The organism is Vibrio sp. B1REV9, from assembly GCF_905175395.2.
Lineage (GTDB): Bacteria > Pseudomonadota > Gammaproteobacteria > Enterobacterales > Vibrionaceae > Vibrio > Vibrio alfacsensis.
This window is the reverse complement of sequence record NZ_CAJIMW020000221.1, coordinates 336,453-356,487: the sequence shown is the minus strand read 5'-3', so window position 1 is coordinate 356,487 and position 20,035 is coordinate 336,453. Positions and strand designations below refer to the sequence as shown.

The following is a 20,035-nucleotide window of genomic DNA, read 5'->3' as shown; positions in this document are numbered from 1 at the left end:
GGTAATAGAAATATTGAGCTCTCGTCTTTTTGAGATCTCCGTCGTCTTATTGTTAGCCGCCGGTCGTGTAGGTCGATTTTTTATCGAGGTAAAAATTTGTTCTAGATCAGTAAAGTGCTCAAAAATGCAACTTTATATTTTAAATATTTAAACTTTGATGGGATTTAAAAAATTAAACCTAATTGCCGGTTTTTTGGTGATCTGGTTCGAAATTTGTACGCAAGCTTAAGTAAATAAACGCATTTTGCTGTGATTTTGTGCGTTCGTTTCGGTTTACAGAAGTTTACTTAGCATTGCTGAATTAACTCTAAAGAAGTAGTTTATTGCCATTGAGTTCAAAATTGTAAACCAAAATAATGAGTGTAAATCAAGTTCGATTCAGCGATGAAGATCGACAGTACTTAAGCAACTATTTCCGAGTTGCTGACACTGTTGCCGACTTAATTGGCCCTTATTGCGAGGTGGTCATTCATTCGTTTGAAAGTCTGGAAAATTCAGTGGTGAAGATCGTAAATGGCCATCACACCGGCCGTAAAATCGGTTCACCAATTACCGACTTAGGCTTAAGAATGTGGCGAGCGTTTGAGAAGACTGGAGAAGTCTCACCAAAAAGCTACTTCACCAATGCTGCTGATGGTTCATTACTTAAATCGACCTCGTGTATTTTGGCCGGTCCCGGGCAAAAGCCGATTGGTATGCTCTGCATCAATATGAACTTGTCATACCCATTTCCGGAGATCGTTAAAACGCTTTTGCCTCAGTGCAATGTGTCACAAACCCTGGTCAGTGAGACATTCAGTAATAACGCAAATGATGTGATCAAGCAGGCATTGAGCGCGGCAATAGTCGAAGTCGAGCAAGACGCGACGATCTCATGCAAAGGTCGTAACAAAGCCATTATTCGTTGTTTGTTTGATAACGGCGTGTTTGAGCTAAAAGAAACGACCACACAAGTATCAGAGCAACTTGGAATCAGTCGTCAGGCTGTTTACAAGTTTATCCGCGAGTTTAAATCAGAATAAATTTATCATTTTTAATTAGTTAGGAGTTTTATTGTGAAACAGATTATTGCCACTGAACAAGCCCCTGCAGCCATTGGTCCTTACTCTCAAGGTACGGCTTATGGCGAGATGGTTTACACTTCAGGCCAATTGCCTTTGGTTCCTGAAACCATGCTGTTTGTTGAAGGCGGCATCAAAGAACAAGCGCGTCAGTCTTTAGAAAACTTAAAAGCGGTTTTAGAAGCAAGCGGTGCGGGCCTAGACACAGTATTGAAGACGACATGCTTCCTATCCGATATGGAAAACTTCGCGGCATTTAACGAAGTGTACACGGAAGTGTTTGGCACAGAGAATGCACCTGCTCGTTCTTGCGTTGAAGCAGCACGACTACCAAAAGACGCATTGGTTGAAGTTGAAGCCATTGCATACAAAAAATAACCGATTTTCGGACATAAATGGGTATCAATAGGAGATTCTCATGAGCGTTTCATTCATTGGATTGAGTATCCTGTTCTTTGGGTTCTATGCGTTACTCGCGAACTTCAAAAAACAAAAGAAAAGCTTTAACTTCCGCGTACTGAGTGCGCTTGCTGCTGGTCTGTTATTCGGTGGTGCGATTCAGTTGGTGTTTGGCGTTGGCAACGTAGCAACGGCTGGTTTTGCTGAACTGATCTCTGTGTTCGGTAAAGGCTATATTAAGCTTCTACAAATGATCGTTATCCCACTCGTATTTGTGGCGATGATCTCTTCGATCATGAACGTAGAGGGCGGTGGTGCGCTATCACGTATTGCACCAAAAATCATCGGTATTCTACTTTTCACTTGTGCTATTTCAGCTGGCGTTGGTATCGCAAGTATCTACCTATTCGGTATCGATGCAAACGCACTCGTCAGTACCATTGGCTCTAACGGTGCAATTGAAGCTCGTGGTGATGCACTAGTCGCAACGCAAGATGCAATGACGAACAGTGGCCTGTCAGGTATGGCGCTGTCTATCATCCCAACCAACATTTTTGACATGCTAACGGGCTCAGAGCGTACATCAACACTATCAACCGTATTGTTTGGTATGTTCCTTGGCTACTGTATCCTGCAAGTGAAAAACCGTAAGCCTGAAAAAGTGCAAAGCTTCGTTGATTTCATCAACTCTGCAAAAGAAGTGGTACTTTCAATGGTTCGTGAAATTCTAAAGCTGACGCCTTACGGTGTATTTGCTCTGATGACCACGTTCATGATGACAAACGATTTGTTCGCACTAGCAGAAATGGGTCGCTTCTTACTAGCAAGCTATGTGGCAATTGGTGTAATGTTCGCTATCCACTTCGTGATGGTATCGATGTTCGGTCTGTCTCCTGCGAAGTTCATGAAGAAAATCTGGCCAGTGCTAGTATTCGGCTTCGGTTCTCGCTCAAGCATGGCGGCTATCCCACTAAACGTTGAAACACAAACTCAACGCTTAGGTGTGGACGAAGAAACAGCAAACATGTCAGCAACATTTGGTACGAGTATCGGTCAGAACGGCTGTGCGGGTATCTACCCAGCGATGCTCGCTATCATGGCAGCGCAAGTGATGGGCATGCCTGTTGACCTAAGCTTCATCCTACAATTGATTGCGGTTATTACGATTGCTTCATTCGGTATCGCAGGCGTGGGTGGCGGTGCAACGTTCGCAGCAGTAGCAGTATTAACCATCATGGGTCTAGACATTACGGTTGTGGCGATTTTGGTTTCTATCGAAGCGTTAATCGATATGGCACGTACTGCGCTTAACATCTCTGGCTCTATGTTGTCAGGTGTTGTTACCGCGAAGAAGAATGGCTCTCTAAACACAGAGCAATACAACGCAGATGTCGCTGTAACGACAGCGAAAGAAGCGGCAGTATAATTTGCAAAACTTAATTAAGAGCACCCAAGATGGGTGCTCTTCAGTTTTTCCTGAGTTCAGGTTATTTAGGTAATAGATATGAAAGTTGTTGTCGTAGGCGGTAGCGCTGCTGGTATGAGTTTCGCGGCGAAATACAAACGTAATCAGCCATCAGATGAAGTGATTGTACTAGACAAGCGTGATTACATTTCCTTTGGTGCATGTGGTTTACCTTACTTTGCTGGTGGCATGTTTGATGACACTGAGCGCATGATCTCTCGTACGCCAGAGCAAGCGATTCAATCAGGCTTAGATGTACGTGTTGAAACTGAAATGGTGGCATTTAACCGCGCTGAAAAGCAGATCACAGTACGTCACCAAGGTGAAGAGGGCGTACTCGATTACGATATGCTGATCATCGCAACTGGTGCACGCCCAATCGTACCGCCGTTTGGTGAGTTCAACCCAGAGCACGTATACACGCTAACCAGCATGGAAGATGGCTTAGCAGTGAAAGAAGCGCTTAAGGACAGCAACAAACAACGTGTTTGCGTTATCGGCGGTGGCTTTATCGGGCTTGAAGTGTTTGATGCAGCGCATTTGCTTGGTAAGCACGTCACCATCATTGAACGTGAGCAGCACGTGATGAGCCGCCAGTTCAGTCCTGAAATGATTGACGTGGTAGAAGGCGCGATTCGTGAATCTGGCGCTGAGCTAAAAACCGGTTGCAGCGTATCAACCATTCGCGACGCAGAGCAGGGTGGTTACATCGTAGAAACCGACAATGGCAATGTGGAAGCAGACGTTGTGATCATGTCACTTGGTTTTAAACCAAATACAGAAGCATTCGAGTTACCAAAAGCCGCGAACGGCGCATTGCTAGTGGATGAGTTTGGCGCAACAGAAGATGCACACATTTACGCTGTCGGCGACTGTGCAGTGGTTCACCATATGGCGCTAGGCAAATCAGTGTATGTTCCATTGGCAACCACTGCTAACAAGCAAGCTCGCATGATGGCGGATAAGCTATCAGGCAAAGACACTTACATGAGTGGTTTCTTGGGCTCGTCTTGCCTGAAAGTGCTGGACTACGAACTGGCATGCACAGGCGTATCTGAGTTGCTTGCCAAAGAACACGGTTTGGAAGTGAAGACATCAACTATTTCAGATAAAAACCAAACCGATTACTACCCAGGTCAAGAAGACATTAAAGTGAAGCTGGTTTACCACCCAGAAACCAACGTGTTACTTGGCGGCGAAATCGTAGGTAAGAAAGGTGCCGTGGGCCGAATCAACGCATTGGCCGTTGCCATCACCGCGAAGATGACCACACAGCAGTTAGGCTACATGGACTTCTGTTATGCTCCACCATTTGCACGTACTTGGGATGCACTAAACGTTGCCGGTAACGTAGCGAAATAAGCTTTCTTTCTAAATAATATTTAGCCAAAACAAAAGGGCTCCAGAATTAACTCTGGAGCCCTTTTTAGTATTCAAATTCTATTGAACTAACGGTAGTCGCTTAACGATGTTTAGGTTTGCGTTGACCTGCTGGTTTACCTTGTCCTTGTGGACGGCTTTGTCCTTGCGGACGACCTTGACCTTTTGAGTGACTTTTACCTTGTGAGCCAGCACCATTTGAACGATTTGGGTTGTTGCCGCCAGTTCGTGAACCGGTATTAGGGCGTTGGCCGTTTGCACCATTGTTTTGGTTAGCACGGCCCTGGCCATTTTGTCCGCCTTGTGCTTTACCAGAACCGTTACGATTGCCTGCAGGCTTGCCATCGCGAGAACCACCCTCAGAACGTTTGTTCAAGTGACCACCAAAACCCGGTTGGTTTTTGGTGTGCTTAGTGGCAAAGCGGTTTGCACCATGGCGGCCTGATTTACGGCGTTGCGCAGGTGTCAGAGCATCCACATCTTCAGCAGGAACCAAACAGCTAGGCTTATCACCGATCAGGTGTTTTTTGCCCATGTTGATCAGTGCTTCACGGATCAAAGGCCAGTTCGCAGGGTCATGGTAGCGAAGTAGTGCTTTGTGTAGGCGACGCTGGCGTTCACCTTTCGCTACTGGTACATCTTCGCGTTGCTTGTATTTTACGCGTTTCAGCGGGTTCGTCTCTGAATAGTACATCGACGTCGCATTACACATTGGCGATGGGTAAAAGTTCTGTACTTGGTCACACTCGAAGTTGTTTTTCTTCAACCATAGTGCCAAGTTCAGCATGTCTTCGTCTTCGGTGCCAGGGTGTGCAGAGATGAAGTAAGGGATCAGGTACTGCTTCTTACCAGCTTCCGCGCTGTACTTTTCGAACATCTCTTTAAAGCGATCGTAGGTGCCCATGCCCGGCTTCATCATCAGATCCAGAGGACCTTTTTCGGTATGCTCAGGAGCAATCTTCAAGTAGCCGCCAACATGGTGAGTCACCAACTCTTTTACGTATTCTGGTGATTCAATCGCAAGATCGTAACGCACGCCAGAAGCGATCATGACTTTCTTCACGCCTTTTACTTTACGTGCCGCACGGTAAAGATCGATGGTGTGTTTGTGGTCGGTGTTGAGCTTGTTACAGATGCCTGGGAACACACAAGAAGGACGACGACAGTTCGCTTCTGCTTTCGGATCGCTACAACCCAGTCGATACATGTTTGCTGTTGGACCGCCTAGGTCAGAAATCGTACCGGTAAAGCCAGGAACCTTATCGCGGATCTCTTCTAACTCGTTAATGATCGAATCTTGAGAGCGGTTTTGAATGATGCGACCTTCGTGCTCTGTGATAGAACAGAAAGAACAACCACCAAAACAGCCACGCATGATGTTAACCGAGGTCTTGATCATGTCGTAGGCAGGAATTTTTGCTTTGCCGTACATCGGATGAGGAACACGCGCAAACGGCAGACCGAATACGTAGTCCATCTCTTCTGTCGTCAATGGAATTGGCGCTTGGTTGACCCACAGCTCACGATCACCATGGCGCTGTATGAGAGCGCGGCCAGAGTATGGGTTCGTTTCCAAGTGCATCACACGGCTTGAGTGCGCATACAGGATACGGTCGTTGTTAAGCTTCTCGAAAGGAGGTAGGCGTACAGCAGTGGTCGCCGCGTCATGACGTGATGGACGAATCGTAATTGGTTGAGCAATGGGCTCCTCCTTTTTCGTCTCACATTCCGTTTCTACTTCGTAAGGGTTCTTCGGTACAAACGCTTCCTTACGTGGCTTCTCAATGCGAGAAGAATCGATGATCGTGTAACCAGCAGGCTCCGCAGACAAGTTAACCGCAGTACCGCGGATATTCGTGAGGGTAGAAATGTCTTCACCATCCGCTAGTCGATGGGCCACTTCGACCAAGGCACGTTCTGCGTTACCGAACAATAGGATATCTGCTTTTGCATCAAGCAGAACTGAGCGGCGGACTTTATCAGACCAGTAATCATAGTGCGCAACACGGCGCAAACTTGCTTCAATGCCACCTAGTACAATAGGTGTGCCTTTGTAGGCTTCACGACATCGTTGCGAGTAAACCAAGGTTGCACGATCTGGTCGTTTGCCGCCTTCATTGTTTGGTGTATAAGCATCATCATGACGAAGCTTTTTATCAGAGGTGTAGCGGTTGATCATGGAATCCATGTTACCCGCCGTGATCCCGAAGAACAGATTTGGCTTACCAAGTTGCATGAATGCATCTTTATTTTGCCATTCTGGTTGAGCAATGATACCTACACGAAAACCTTGTGCTTCTAACAGGCGGCCAATGATCGCCATACCAAAGCTCGGGTGGTCCACGTATGCGTCACCCGTGACGATGATGATGTCACAACTATCCCATCCTAGGGCATCCATTTCTTTGCGGCTGGTCGGCAAGAATGGTGCCGTACCAAAACACTCAGCCCAGTATTTTTTGTACTCATGAATAGGAGTAATGTCGTTGGTCATATTTTGCTCTCTGTTCCAGGGAGCGCGAATTATAGCGATTTGGTGATCAGGTATCTATACCCAAATTCCTGATAGTGCTTAGTTGCACGGAAATTCATTGATTGAGAATGGGTTCTCAAGATAAACACTTGATACTCCTTTTTAGCCCTAAGGTTATAGAGAACAGCCGTCGCGAAGACGATGTGGGTTTAGGTGGTTTGGCGATAAGTGATTTGATATTATCGCCATCCCAAAATGACTTTTGAGTTTGTATTCAACATGATTCAACAACTGCTGTTAACTTTTCCTCCAATGTTGTTTGGCGCACAAGCGCTGTTAACGCTGCTTATGATTAAGGGCGATATTTGTCCGGGGCAACGTGGACGTTTGCATAAGATGTTGCCATCAATTGGCGTACTTTGGTTAGCAGTGGCGTCACTTCGAATTGAAGCATTCATGATCGTGTTTGCGATTTTCTACTTCTACTCTCAAGTTCAGACGAAGAAAACCCGAGAAAAAGGCCCTCTTTGGGCATTGCATTTAGCCAATGGTCTGGCATTTGCGTATGTGAGCATCCAAATATTCGAGCAACCCCATTGGGCTGCTGGCGCGTCGATGGCGTTGATGGTTTTCTTTCTTGGTGCTGTTTTTGCGCAGTTGCTTTTGGTTATTGCGCGCAGTCGTCTGCAAGCGTTCCAACGAATTTTGCCAGTAACGGGCGTTGTCTCCGGTATGATGCTTGTGGTGATGACGTTGTTTTCTGCCTATCAGTTAGATGAATCCACATTGAATTCTGTAACACAACATATTCTAGCGTCATTGGCGATGTTAGTGATTGCCATCGTTGTCTGGTGCTGGCATATGTTCACACACAAACTTGCAAATAAGGTTCAGTTGGCGGCGGCATTGCTACTTGCACTTGCTTCCATGACGAGTTTACAAGGTTTGTTCCAACTTGGTGCTTAAGCAAAACTGAAGTTGGGTCCATCAAGATAAAGAGTTGAGATTATTTAGACCAAGCTCACTTTCAAATCATTAGATTGAGTCTACGCTTACTAAATAACCTCATATCAATGTCGTATCGACATTGAGCAGAATAGAGGTTAAACACCTTGGTTTAGAGGAGTGTCGCGATGGACTTAAGCAATGTTACGAACTGGGATAGCATCATTTTGCTAGGTATCGTTAATGAGAAGCTGCGCTTAGAGTGCGACAGCTTTGAAGATCTCGTTTCAATGTATGAAATGGATGTTGAATCAGTTGTGGGTAAACTTGATATGCTCGGTTATCAATATGACCCACTCACCAACCAATTCAAATCTTACGAACGCTAATCTCAATTATTTATTATGACTTAAGCCACTTTGATTTCGTCAAGGTGGCTTTTGCATTGTTGACGTGCGGTTGCAAAAAACGCTTGTAGATAACGTTTATCTTTCTCTGAATTTCGCGTTGCTGCAAATAAACGACGCCATAGTCCGTCACCAAAAGGTTTACTGGTTATTAACCCTTGGCGAGAAAACTCTGAAATCGCCCAGTTTGGGAGTGCCGCGACCCCTAATCCTGCCGATACCATTTGCACAAGCATTAGCGTGTTATCCGCCTGTTTCCATTTCGCAGGCTCAATACCTGCCGGTTGCAAGAAGTGTTTCACGACATCGAGCCTTTGTTTTTGGACTGGGTAAGAAAGCATGGTTTGATCGGTAAGATCAGCCGGTTCTATCGTATCTTTATTGACTAAAGGGTGAGTGGTAGAAGTGATTAATCGCATTTCAAAATCAAACAGGGGTTCGTAATGCACTTCGGAACGTGGTTGAATATCGGAGGTGATGACTAAGTCTAGCTCTCCGGCTAATAGCGCGGGTAGAGGTTCAAATCCGAAACCAGAAGAAAAGTCTAATGTGACGCTTGGCCAAGTGAGTTGGTATTCCTTGAGGGCAGGCATTAGCCACTGAAAGCAAGAATGGCATTCAATCGCCATGTGTAGCCGACCATTTACATCTTCTTTTAAGCTTGCAATATCGTTTTCTGCCAATGCCAGTTTTGGCAAAATATCGTCCGCAAGACGAAGCAAGATCTCGCCCTCCGATGTGAACTTAACCGGGCGAGTTTTGCGTAAAAACAATTGCCCACCAATACGAGATTCTAGATCTTTAATTTGATGAGAGAGAGCAGATTGCGTCAGGTGCAATGCTGTCGCGGTCGCAGTGAGTGATCCGGTATCTCTTAACGAAGTGAGGGTGCGCAAATGTTTTAATTCCACCATGAATCTCTTTCATCCTTATTTCCCTGTCATGACTATTCTTAACTTACCCATATTATCCGGATATGTAAACGTCTAGACGGCTAATTATTGCTTAATGAACATGACTATGAATTTTTCTAATAAACACGTTGAATAATTGGAGATTGTTCATTGAGGCAATGGGAGTGATAGTTTTAGCCATCCAGACATCTTGATAAATATTCTTCACGTAAATCACCTACGAAAGTTCTTGATGTTCTGCCTTAAGATAAAACAGTGAATAAGGAATACGGACATGGCAACGACTACGCATATTCTTGGCTATCCTCGCATTGGAGAAAAGCGTGAGCTCAAATTTGCACAGGAAAAATATTGGCGCGGTGAAATCAACCAAGCGGAACTGAAACATGTAGGAGCATCGCTACGCGATAAAAACTGGAACATACAATCAGAAGCTGGGCTTAGTTTTACAACAGCAGGGGATTTTGCTTGGTACGATCACGTATTAGCGACGACATTACTTCTTGGGCATGTTCCAAAACGTCATGCGACAGGTTTCCCTGATTTGGACACTCTATTTACAGTGGGTCGTGGTCAATCGAAAGCTGATTGTGGGTGTTCAGGCGCTGCTGCCTCAGATATGACGAAATGGTTCAACACTAACTATCACTATATTGTGCCGGAGTTTAGTAAAGGCGATACCTTCGAAGTGAGTTGGCCACAACTGTTTGAAGAAGTGAATGAAGCGGTCAAAGCGGGCCATAGTGTAAAGCCAGTATTATTAGGGCCATTGAGTTACTTATATTTGGGAAAAGAGGTTGAGGAGGGCTTTGATCGCCTCGCATTGCTTCCTCGTTTACTTGCGGCTTACCAAGCCATACTTGCTAAACTGGCAAGTCAGGGAGTGAAGTGGGTGCAGATTGATGAGCCTATTTTGTCTCTTGAACTTGAAGAGAAGTGGGCTGATGCGTTCAAATTGGCTTATCAAGTTATTCGCTGCGACATAAAGGTATTGCTCACTACTTACTTTGATTCCGTTAGCGATACGTTAGATAAGATTGTTGGTTTGAGTGTGGATGGATTACACATTGATTTGTCGGCCGCACCTGAGCAACTGGAGGAGGTCGTCGAAAAATTACCCGATGGTTGGGTGCTTTCTGCGGGCGTCGTTAACGGTCGTAATGTGTGGCGTTCTGATCTAAGTGAGCAGCTTTTGCGTTTGCAACCTGTTAAAGATCGACTCGGCGATAAGTTGTGGATCGCAACGTCTTGTTCACTACTTCATAGCCCTGTGGATTTAGATTTAGAACCAGCACTGAGCGAGGAAGTAAAAAGCTGGTTTGCGTTTGCGAAGCAGAAAGTCTCTGAAGTCGCGTTATTGGGGCGAGCTCTCGATGGCGATCAAAATGCGATTTTAGCTTGTGACACGTATAGTCAACCAATTAAAGATCGTAAAACCGCAACGCATGTAAATAAGCCTCAGGTTCAGTCTCGTTTGAATAGCATCAGTGCATCACTTGCACAGCGAAGTGCGCCTTATGTGGAGCGAGTTGTACATCAGGCTGAAGTCCTCGGCTTACCGCTTTTACCAACCACAACAATAGGCTCTTTTCCACAGACGGCCGAAATTCGAGTACAACGAAACGCGTTCCGAAATGGCCAATTGTCTGAAGCAGATTATAAACAGGCACTTAAGGGCCACATCGCTGATGCGGTCAAGCGACAAGAAGCGCTCGATCTGGATGTGCTCGTTCATGGTGAGGCAGAGCGTAATGATATGGTGGAATACTTTGCCGAAAACTTAGATGGTTTCCAAACGACCAAGTTTGGGTGGGTACAAAGCTATGGTTCACGTTGTGTTAAGCCCGCGATAGTGGTTGCCGATATTGAACGTGAAAAACCGATTACCGTTGAGTGGTCTACTTACGCACAATCGCTCACAAGTAAGAAGATGAAAGGCATGCTTACAGGCCCAGTGACGATTCTGTGTTGGACATTTCCACGGGAAGACATCTCTCGCAAACAGATTGCACAGCAACTCGCCCTTGTACTGCGTGATGAAGTGACCGATTTACAAAGTGCGGGAATAAATATTATCCAAATTGATGAGCCTGCAATTCGTGAGGGCTTGCCTTTGAAAAAACGTGACCATGATGAGTATTTAAAATGGGCGGTAGACGCGTTTAAGATTTCTGCAGCGAGTGCCAAACCCGAAACACAAATTCATACTCACATGTGTTACAGCGAATTTAATGAGATCATCGACTCTGTCGCAGCATTGGATGCAGACGTCATTACGATTGAAACTTCCCGTTCAAACATGGAATTGCTAAAAGCGTTTGAAGACTTTAATTACCCCAATGAAATTGGTCCGGGGGTGTATGATATTCATTCGCCAAATATTCCGACAGAGGCATGGATTGAAAGTCTCATCAAGAAAGCGGCGGAGAAAATCCCACCACAGCGTTTGTGGGTTAATCCAGACTGCGGGTTAAAGACTCGAAATTGGGCAGAAACTGAAGCTGCACTATCGAACTTGGTGTCTGCAACGAAGAAGTTACGTGCAGAGTTAGACTTATAATAAGCAATAATAAACCGTTATTGACTACGATTAATATGGCATAAAAAAGCGAGGTTATCTGCCCTCGCTTTTATCTGTTTAGTCCACGCCGAATTGAATGAAATCGATTGGCTAGATAATTACTGTGGCTGTTGAGTTGCAGTACAACTTTGCTCTGAAACCAATTCGTCTGCCATCAATTGACCACGTGAATTGCGGATCTTAATGCGATATAGCAAGCCCATATCAATCTGTTCACGAACGGCTGGCGTGTTACAGTATGAGTAAATACTGGTGTTCAGCACTTGGTTTAATGGTTTGGCACTGAGAGCATCGTCGTTATAAATCATCATCATCTCTACTACGTTTTTATTGGCAGAAATGCGCATGATTTTAAGTGGCCCGTATTCAAGCGGCAATCCTGCAGACAATACTCCTGCGCGGTTTGAAGCCATCAACTCAAGTTGGCGTTGTTTATCATCATTTGATGAACAGCCTGCAAGTGCACCAAAGGCAAGGAATAGACACAGTAATTTTTTCATAATTTAAAATACTTTCTTGAACGGTTTTACGATCACGTTTTCATAAACGCCTGCCGCGATATAAGGATCGGCATCCGCCCACGCTTGTGCATCTTCTAATGACGCAAACTCTGCAATAACCGTTGAACCAGTAAATCCAGCTTCGCCAGGGTTATCAGAATCAATGGCAGGCATAGGGCCTGCTGTGAGTAGGCGACCTTCGTCTTGAAGTTGCTGTAAGCGCTCAAGGTGTTGAGGGCGAACACTCAAGCGTTTTTCTAACGAGTTCTCTACGTCTTGGGAAAAAATGACGTACCACATGGCATAGTTCCTTAATTGAGGAGGTAAACTCCTAATTTAACGCCTTTTTTGTGCTACTCACAAGCCAACATTTGAATTTGTGAGTGCTTTCTTCGCAATTCGTTGTAATACGAACGTCTATTACTTATTGATTGGACGAGGCTTGCCATTACTATCAATTGCAACGTAGTTAAAAGTCGCATCACAAACCATGAAACGGTCTTCGACGGCATCGACTTTTACCGGTTTGACCCAGACCTCAAGATCTACGCTCATCGAAGTACGACCGATTTTCGTACAGATACCATAGCAACATACCACGTCACCCACACTAACCGGTTTTTTAAAGGTGATGCTAGAAACAGAAACCGTTACGACGCGCCCAGAGGAAATCTCTTTCGCTAAAATTGCACCAGCTAGGTCGAGCTGAGACATGATCCAACCGCCGAAGATATCGCCGTTCGCATTGGTATCGGCTGGCATTGCTAAGGTTCTTAGCAGCAATTGCCCTTTAGGTGACTGACCGTTTTCACTCATTATGACATTCCAAATTAAAAAATATGCAAAAAATGAAGCTCAAAATACGCCCAAGTTTATGGCGCAAGCAACAAAACAGCGACCCTAGGGTCGCTGCAATTAATCGGTATTATTGGATTATAGCAAAATTGAGTTTTTAATCATCAACCGATATGTCGGCCGAGTTTTCTTTTTGTTCACTCTGTTCATTTTGCATGTGCTTATTCTTTGGGCATGTGCTTATAGATATAAAAACCAGTCGCAATCATGTAAGCGAATGTCGCGATAAGTAAACCAAACACTTTGAAGTTGACCCACACGTCCAGAGGTAGGTTAAACGCGACATAGATATTTAAGCCTGCACAAAATGTGAAGAAGCCGACCCAAGCCCAATTTATTTTGGTCCAGATAGTTTCCGGTAACGTGATCTCTTTGCCTAACATGCCTTTAATAGCAGATTTGCCCATTGCGTGGCTGATCGCTAAACCCATTGCAAATGCGGCATAAACGATAGTGACTTTCCATTTAATGAAATTGTCATCATGGAGGAAAATCGTCATCCCACCAAAGATAGCGACCATAACAAATGTAATCAGCTGCATTTTTTCGACTTTTTTGTACAGAGCAAAAGTCAGAACCAATTGGATGGCGGTTGCAACGATGAGTGCTCCGGTCGCAACATAGATGTCGTACATCTTATATAGAGCAAAGAAAATAATGAGTGGAATAAAATCAAGGATTTGCTTCATTTTTCACAAACTACTTAGTTGTTGAGTTGAAGACAGTCTAACGGAATCTCCGTTAATGTGAATAGTGAGAGGGAATAGGGGAGATGAAAACTTATTGCTATGATTATAAAGAAAGCCGCTCATGAGGAGCGGCGAGAGATTAAATATCTGTAAGTCTGTGCCTTTTACAACTCAGCCCCTAATTATTTAAGCTTCTTGTTTTTGAAGCTCCGCTTGTTCTGCAACTTCTTCTTCTACTAAAGCGTCTACAATCACCGCACATGCAGCATCACCGGTGATGTTTAGAGCAGTACGAATCATGTCAAAGATGCGGTCAAGAGCGAACAACAGCGGTAGACCCTCGATTGGAATACCTGCAGCTAGAAGTACCGCAACAACAAGGAATGATGGGCCAGGAACACCTGCTTGACCTACCGCACCTAACGTAGAGGTGACGATGATGGCAATGTAAGCACCCATGCTCAAATCAATGTTGAATAGCTGCGCAAAGAAGATAGCAACTAAGCCGTAGTAGATGGCATTACCAGACATGTTGATGGTTGCGCCTAGTGGCAAAACGAACGAAGCGGTTGAGTTTCTTACGCCAAGTTCTTTCTCGCAAGTATCCATTGTCACTGGCAGGGTTGCCATAGAAGATGCTGTCGACAATGCAACCGCTTGTGGTTTTTTCATCGCAGAGACGAACTTTTTCGCCGATGTCTTAGTGAAAATATGAACCATCAATGGGTATGCAATGAAGCCAAAGATCAGAATCGCCGCAACGTAGACGAGGAACAGTTTGAACACGACCATGAGTGCGCCGAAACCAAACGTACCCACGGCTTCTGCCATTAGACCAAATACACCGATTGGTGCAATGATCATCACTTTGTTGATCATCCAAACCATCGCATCAACAATACAGTTAACACCGTTGATGATAGGATCGCGGCGTTCTTTTGCTTGCTTAGAAATCGCAATGCCGAAGAACATACAGAATACGAGGATCTGTAGAATATTGGCTTCATTCAGTGATTGGAAAACGTTGGTTGGGATCATACCAGTGATGGTTGCCCAGAAAGTAGGTAAATCACCTTTTGAAGCGTACTCAGCAGAGAACATTCCCTCAACACCGCTAATGTCGATGCCCATGCCTGGCTTGAAGATCTCGCCCATGACTAAAGCAAGAGCAACAGCCAGCGCCGACGTTAAGCCAAAGTAACCAAGGGTAATAAGGCCCACTTTACCAGCAGATTGACTATTACCAAGACCAGCAGCACCTGAAATCAATGCGACAGCAACCAATGGGATGACTAACATTTTGATCAAATTGATAAAAATTGCACCTAATGGTGCAAATACTGTTGCGCTTTGACCCATAACGGCACCAACGGCAGTGCCCACGATCATTGCAATGACGACTTGAACGCCAATGTTGTTTAGCAAACTCTTTTCTTTTAACACTTCCATAACCTCTGTGCTAATAATATGTAAAGTCCTAAAATTACCCACCAATCTAATGTTGTTATTTGGATAATTATATCGGGTTGATTTTTACACTTATCATTCACAATTAGCAATACAAAATCGGTACAAACTGGTTCGCTAAGTGAGAAAACTTTGATTGATGATAATTTATTAGCCAATTGCAATCGTTTGCTATCGATCTGGCTGATGTTTTTAGCTGGTGTTGTTTATAAAATAGATAGTAAGAAAGGAGGGCACTTTGAAATGAAATGTTAAAAAAAGATCGATCCCACATGGCACTTAAGGAATCGATCTCATATTTTTAGTTTTGTAATCCGTTATTTTTGTGTCGCAGCTTTCATCGTTACTACGAACTCTTTAAGTTTGTCGAGCATAATCTGTGGCTGCTCAACGTGAACTTCAATGATTTTTACTACGGCTGACCCTGAGATTGCGCCGGCCGCACCAGATTCAAGTGCTTCTTTTACTTGCGCTGGCTCAGAAATACCAAAGCCAAGTAGTGCTGGCGGTGCATTGAATTGATTCAGCCTATCTAGCATATGACCGACAGGCATGTTTGCTTTGGTCTCTGCACCTGTTACACCTGCGCGAGAAAGCAGGTAAGTGTAACCACCGCCTAGCTGAGAGACTTGTTTTAGTGTTTCGTCACTGGCTGTTGGTGGGGCGATAAAGATTTGGTGAATGCCAAATTTCTCCGCCGCCGCGACAAACTCTGCACTTTCATTGGTCGGTACATCGGCAATCAGTACTGAATCGATGCCTGCTTTTGCGCATCGTTCATAGAAGTTTTCAATTCCGCGTGAGTACACAAGGTTTGCGTACATCAATAGGCCAATAGGCAACTCTGGGTACTTAGCTCGGATCTTGCTGATTTGCTCGAAGCAGATATCCGGCGTTGCACCTGAGTCTAATGCGCGAATGTTCGCGCCTTGGATGGTTGGTCCATCGGCTAGTGGATCAGAGAATGGGATGCCGAGCTCAAGGGCATCAGCACCAGATTCCACCAAGGTTTCCATGATTTTGTATGACTGCTGGGCATTTGGATCGCAAACCGTTACGAACGGTACAAATGCGCCTTGGTTTTTCTCGTTTAGGCGCGCAAACATCTTTTCATAACGGCTCATTAGATCGCTCCTTTTTCTTCTAAGATGGCATGCACAGTGAAGATATCTTTATCACCACGACCTGATAGGTTCACAACCAACAATTGTTCTTTTTCTGGGTTCTCACGAGCCATACGCAACGCATGCGCTAAAGCGTGGGAAGATTCTAGGGCAGGGATAATGCCTTCGTTACGAGCAATCTCTTGAAACGCATCTAGAGCTTCATCGTCGGTGACATTGTCGTATTCTGCTCGACCAATCGCATTAAGGTGTGCGTGCTGAGGTCCTACCGATGGAAAGTCTAAGCCAGCTGAGACAGAGTATGATTCTTCCACTTGACCATTAGGGTCTTGCATCAATGGTGCTTTCATGCCGAAGAAGATGCCTGTTTTGCCGTGTTTGAGCGGCGCACCATGCTGGTCAGTATCGATACCTTTACCAGCAGGCTCAACACCGATTAGACGAACGCTCTCTTCTTCAATGAAGTCAGCAAACATACCGATAGCGTTTGAACCGCCACCCACACACGCGATAACAGCATCTGGCAGACGACCCTCGCGAGCCAAAATTTGATTCTTTGTTTCTTCACCGATCATGCGTTGGAAGTCACGAACGATCGTTGGGAATGGGTGAGGACCTGCCGCTGTACCAAGTAGGTAGTGAGCATCTTCATATGTTGCAGACCAGTCACGCAGTGCTTCGTTACAGGCGTCTTTCAGTGTTGCAGAACCAGAGTGTACAGGAATCACTTCAGCACCCATTAGTTTCATTCGAAAAACATTCGGGCTTTGACGCTCAACGTCTTTTGCACCCATGTAAACGCGGCACTTAAGCCCAAGCAATGCACACGCTAGTGCGGTTGCTACGCCGTGTTGTCCTGCACCTGTTTCTGCAATGATCTCGTTTTTACCCATACGTTTCGCAAGCAATGCTTGACCCAACACTTGGTTTGTCTTGTGCGCGCCACCGTGAAGTAGATCTTCACGTTTTAGGTACAGTTTAGTTTTCGTGCCTTTGGTTAGGTTACGAGTTAGAGTTAATGCCGTAGGACGACCCGCATACTCTTGAAGTAATGTCATGAATTCGCTGCGGAATTCAGGATCTTCTTGCGCATCGATAAACGCTTGCTCTAGTTGATCTAGCGCTGGAACTAGAATTTGCGGAACGTACTGACCGCCGTATTCGCCAAAGTAGGCATTCAGTTTTGCCATCGTGATATTCCTTTTCGTAATTTTTTAGCTGCGAATAACGTGAATTTTTCGCTACCACTTTAATTTTTAACTACAACTATAATTTTTGAGCTACAAACCGTTTAATAGTTACGAATAGCACTAAATGCAGATTGCAACTTCTGTGAATCTTTCTTACCTGGCGAACTTTCTACGCCAGAGTTTAAATCTAATCCCAAGCAACCGAGTGTTGCGGCTTGTTGGGCATTTTCTGGTGACAGTCCGCCAGCTAACATAATTTGGCTAGGGTCGCCGATAAGGGACCAGTCAAACACGTGTCCGGTTCCGCCGGTTTGAGAACCAACTTGAGCATCCAATAGGTGGCGGTCAATGTTGTCTGCAAGCAATGCTGGTTTCGTATCGGTGACGCCATAGGCTTTCCAAATCTCAACGCCATCCGGTAATTCCGTTTTCAGCTTGTTGACGTAAGCTTGGTCTTCTTGGCCATGCAGCTGCACCGCTTTCAATCCAAGTGACGTAACAATGGAAGTAACAAAGTCAATGTCGTGATTTTGGAAAACGCCGACATATCGAAGCGGTGCGCCACTCATCGTCATGCGGGCACGTTCAAGATCAACCGCGCGTTTCGATTTTTCTACGAAGATCAAGCCACCAAATACAGCCCCTGCTTGGTAAGCTTTGACAGCATCATCTGGATGCGTCAAACCGCACACTTTGTTTTCTCCAAGCGTCACCTTGCGTACAGCAAGTTCTAGGTTGTCTTCTGCCATCAGCGAGCTGCCAATTAAGAATCCATCTGCGTATTCCGCTAAATCACGAACTTGTTGATGCGTGTAAATACCCGATTCGGAAATCACGGTCGCGTTTGGTGCGAGTTCGCGAATCGTCGGTGCCAGCTCTTTGGTGCGATGTAAATCCGTGCTCAAGTCACGCAAGTTACGGTTATTAATACCGATAACGCGTGCGCCTAGGTTCACCGCACGGTGCAGTTCTTCTTCGTTGCTCACTTCGGTCAGGATACCCATGTTTAGGCTGTGTGCTGCTTCTTCTAGCGCTTTGTACTCTTCGTCATTCAGGACAGAGAGCATCAGTAGCACAGCATCGGCGCTGTAATGACGCGCTAGGTAAACTTGGTAGATATCTACCATGAAGTCTTTGCATAGAACTGGTTGTTTGACTTGACCACGCACTTGAGGAAGAAAATCAAAGTTACCTTGGAAGTATTTCTCATCGGTTAGAACTGAAATCGCATCAGCATGGTTGTTATAAATCGACGCAATGTAATCCAAATCGAAGTCATCACGAATCAAGCCTTTTGATGGGGATGCTTTTTTACATTCCGTAATGAATACCGTTTTTTCACCACTCAATGCATCGTAAAAACTGCGGTCAGATGGCAACAAGTCTGATTGGAAAGTGCTCAGTGGTTGTGACGCTTTACGGTCTGCTACCCATTGGTATTTGTCTCGTACTATTTTGGCGAGAACTTCTGCCATCTCTGCTTCTTTCTTAGAAACATGTTGAGACAGATTGTCGGCTTGTTGAGTGTTGAAGTCAGTCATCTTCATCAATTCCTTAAGCGTGTGCGGCAAGTTGCTGTACCAATTGGTATGCCTTGCCTGAATCCATTGCTTCAATCGCTTGTTGCGTGTTGGCTTTTAAATCTTCATGGCCGAATAGGCGCATTAGCAGAGCAACGTTAACCGCTACTGCACCTAATTGTGCGTCAGTGCCTTTACCCGTCAGGATATTGGTAATAATTGCTTTGTTTTCTTCAGGATCGCCACCCTTGATGGCTTCTAGCGGGTGTGGTTCTAGACCGAAGTCTGCGGGTGTTAGCGTGTATTCAGTGATTTTGCCGTCTTTGATTTCTGCAACGGTTGTTTCACCGTGAATCGCCACTTCATCCAAACCACTGCCGTGTACTACAGCGGCGCGTGTCATACCCATTTGTAGCATGGTTTCTGCGATAGGACGAACCAGTTCTTCACTGTAAACGCCCATCAATTCGATGTTGGGACGAGCAGGGTTAATCAGTGGACCAAGAATGTTGAAGATGGTGCGCGTTTTCATGGTTTGACGCACTGGCATCGCATGGCGCACACCACCGTGGTATTGAGGTGCAAATAGGAAAGCCACACCGATATCGTCTACCGCTTTACGTGTATCTTCTGCGCTCATGGCTAGGTTAATACCAAACGAATCAAGAAGATCAGAAGAACCAGATTTGCTTGAAACGCTGCGATTACCATGTTTCGCCACTTTTAGACCACATGCTGCAGCAACAAACGCCGCAGTGGTTGAAATATTGATGGTGTTGTGACCGTCACCGCCAGTACCGACGATATCTGCGAAATCGTAATCTGGACGAGGGAAGGAGTTTGCATTTGCCAGCAGTGCTTTTGCTGCACCAGCTATCTCATCTGGCGTTTCGCCTTTGATTTTTAGTGCAGTCAGTGCTGATGCCATCAAAATTGGTTCAAGTTCGCCACGGATAATGATGTCGAACAGCTGTTGGCTCTCTTCCTGAGTCAGAGACTCTTGCTCATACAATTTGGTAATAATAGGGTTGATGATTGCTTCCATGTTTCCTCTCCTAAATTTCT

18 protein-coding genes are annotated in these 20,035 nt (G+C 45.2%); 7 read left to right on the top strand and 11 right to left on the bottom strand.

Features of this window, described 5'->3' with window-relative positions:
• Positions 1-356: 356 nt before the first annotated feature.
• From KHN78_RS02075 to KHN78_RS02060, 4 genes are all read left to right on the top strand, one after another.
• Positions 357-1,022: a transcriptional regulator gene (locus KHN78_RS02075; RefSeq protein ID WP_206513190.1), complete on the top strand. Its 666-nt coding sequence runs from the start codon at positions 357-359 to the stop codon at positions 1,020-1,022.
• A 33-nt stretch (positions 1,023-1,055) separates the two neighbouring features.
• On the top strand, positions 1,056-1,439 hold the full coding sequence (locus KHN78_RS02070; protein WP_128811165.1) for a RidA family protein: 384 nt from the start codon (positions 1,056-1,058) through the stop codon (positions 1,437-1,439).
• A gap of 40 nt (positions 1,440-1,479) precedes the next feature.
• The gene (locus KHN78_RS02065; RefSeq protein ID WP_211919625.1) at positions 1,480-2,886 is read left to right on the top strand and encodes a cation:dicarboxylate symporter family transporter; all 1,407 of its coding nucleotides are present in this window, start codon (positions 1,480-1,482) and stop codon (positions 2,884-2,886) included.
• A 78-nt stretch (positions 2,887-2,964) separates the two neighbouring features.
• Positions 2,965-4,287 carry a CoA-disulfide reductase gene (locus KHN78_RS02060; protein WP_211919623.1) on the top strand — a complete coding sequence of 441 codons (1,323 nt, stop codon included), beginning with the start codon at positions 2,965-2,967 and terminating at the stop codon, positions 4,285-4,287.
• 100 nt (positions 4,288-4,387) lie between these two features.
• Here KHN78_RS02060 and KHN78_RS02055 read toward each other — a convergent pair whose 3' ends face one another.
• Entirely contained in the window at positions 4,388-6,799 is a 2,412-nt protein-coding gene (locus KHN78_RS02055) for a YgiQ family radical SAM protein (protein ID WP_211919620.1), read from the bottom strand.
• 234 nt (positions 6,800-7,033) lie between these two features.
• On the opposite strand from KHN78_RS02055, the gene KHN78_RS02050 reads away from it, so the two are divergent.
• Complete coding sequence (locus tag KHN78_RS02050) at positions 7,034-7,744, top strand: hypothetical protein (protein WP_211919618.1); 711 nt, start codon at positions 7,034-7,036, stop codon at positions 7,742-7,744.
• Between the two features lie 167 nt (positions 7,745-7,911).
• On the top strand, positions 7,912-8,112 hold the full coding sequence (locus KHN78_RS02045; RefSeq protein ID WP_128811161.1) for a DUF4250 domain-containing protein: 201 nt from the start codon (positions 7,912-7,914) through the stop codon (positions 8,110-8,112).
• Between the two features lie 20 nt (positions 8,113-8,132).
• On the opposite strand, the gene KHN78_RS02040 is transcribed toward KHN78_RS02045, so the two are convergent.
• Entirely contained in the window at positions 8,133-9,044 is a 912-nt protein-coding gene (locus tag KHN78_RS02040; protein ID WP_211919616.1) for a LysR substrate-binding domain-containing protein, read from the bottom strand.
• 274 nt (positions 9,045-9,318) lie between these two features.
• Between KHN78_RS02040 and metE the strand changes: the two genes are divergently transcribed.
• Complete coding sequence (metE, locus tag KHN78_RS02035; RefSeq protein ID WP_211919608.1) at positions 9,319-11,604, top strand: 5-methyltetrahydropteroyltriglutamate--homocysteine S-methyltransferase; 2,286 nt, start codon at positions 9,319-9,321, stop codon at positions 11,602-11,604.
• Positions 11,605-11,723: 119 nt separating this feature from the next.
• Here the strand turns inward: metE and KHN78_RS02030 are convergent, their stop codons facing one another.
• From KHN78_RS02030 to trpD, 9 genes are all read right to left on the bottom strand, one after another.
• A complete protein-coding gene (locus KHN78_RS02030; protein ID WP_211919606.1) occupies positions 11,724-12,125 on the bottom strand; it encodes a GspS/AspS pilotin family protein in 402 nt (133 codons plus the stop codon).
• A gap of 3 nt (positions 12,126-12,128) precedes the next feature.
• Positions 12,129-12,425: a YciI family protein gene (locus tag KHN78_RS02025; RefSeq protein ID WP_211919603.1), complete on the bottom strand. Its 297-nt coding sequence runs from the start codon at positions 12,423-12,425 to the stop codon at positions 12,129-12,131.
• 120 nt (positions 12,426-12,545) lie between these two features.
• Positions 12,546-12,941: an acyl-CoA thioester hydrolase YciA gene (gene yciA / locus KHN78_RS02020; protein WP_211919602.1), complete on the bottom strand. Its 396-nt coding sequence runs from the start codon at positions 12,939-12,941 to the stop codon at positions 12,546-12,548.
• 200 nt (positions 12,942-13,141) lie between these two features.
• Complete coding sequence (locus KHN78_RS02015) at positions 13,142-13,669, bottom strand: septation protein A (RefSeq protein WP_211919600.1); 528 nt, start codon at positions 13,667-13,669, stop codon at positions 13,142-13,144.
• Positions 13,670-13,855: 186 nt separating this feature from the next.
• Complete coding sequence (locus tag KHN78_RS02010; protein ID WP_211919598.1) at positions 13,856-15,118, bottom strand: dicarboxylate/amino acid:cation symporter; 1,263 nt, start codon at positions 15,116-15,118, stop codon at positions 13,856-13,858.
• 335 nt (positions 15,119-15,453) lie between these two features.
• Positions 15,454-16,260 carry a tryptophan synthase subunit alpha gene (gene trpA, locus KHN78_RS02005; RefSeq protein ID WP_211919595.1) on the bottom strand — a complete coding sequence of 269 codons (807 nt, stop codon included), beginning with the start codon at positions 16,258-16,260 and terminating at the stop codon, positions 15,454-15,456.
• A complete protein-coding gene (trpB, locus tag KHN78_RS02000; protein WP_211919593.1) occupies positions 16,260-17,450 on the bottom strand; it encodes a tryptophan synthase subunit beta in 1,191 nt (396 codons plus the stop codon). The genes trpA and trpB overlap by 1 nt, the downstream gene beginning before the upstream one ends.
• A 101-nt stretch (positions 17,451-17,551) precedes the next feature.
• Positions 17,552-18,991: a bifunctional indole-3-glycerol-phosphate synthase TrpC/phosphoribosylanthranilate isomerase TrpF gene (gene trpCF / locus KHN78_RS01995; RefSeq protein ID WP_211919591.1), complete on the bottom strand. Its 1,440-nt coding sequence runs from the start codon at positions 18,989-18,991 to the stop codon at positions 17,552-17,554.
• 13 nt (positions 18,992-19,004) lie between these two features.
• Positions 19,005-20,015 carry an anthranilate phosphoribosyltransferase gene (gene trpD, locus KHN78_RS01990; protein WP_211919589.1) on the bottom strand — a complete coding sequence of 337 codons (1,011 nt, stop codon included), beginning with the start codon at positions 20,013-20,015 and terminating at the stop codon, positions 19,005-19,007.
• Between the last annotated feature and the right edge of the window lie 20 nt (positions 20,016-20,035).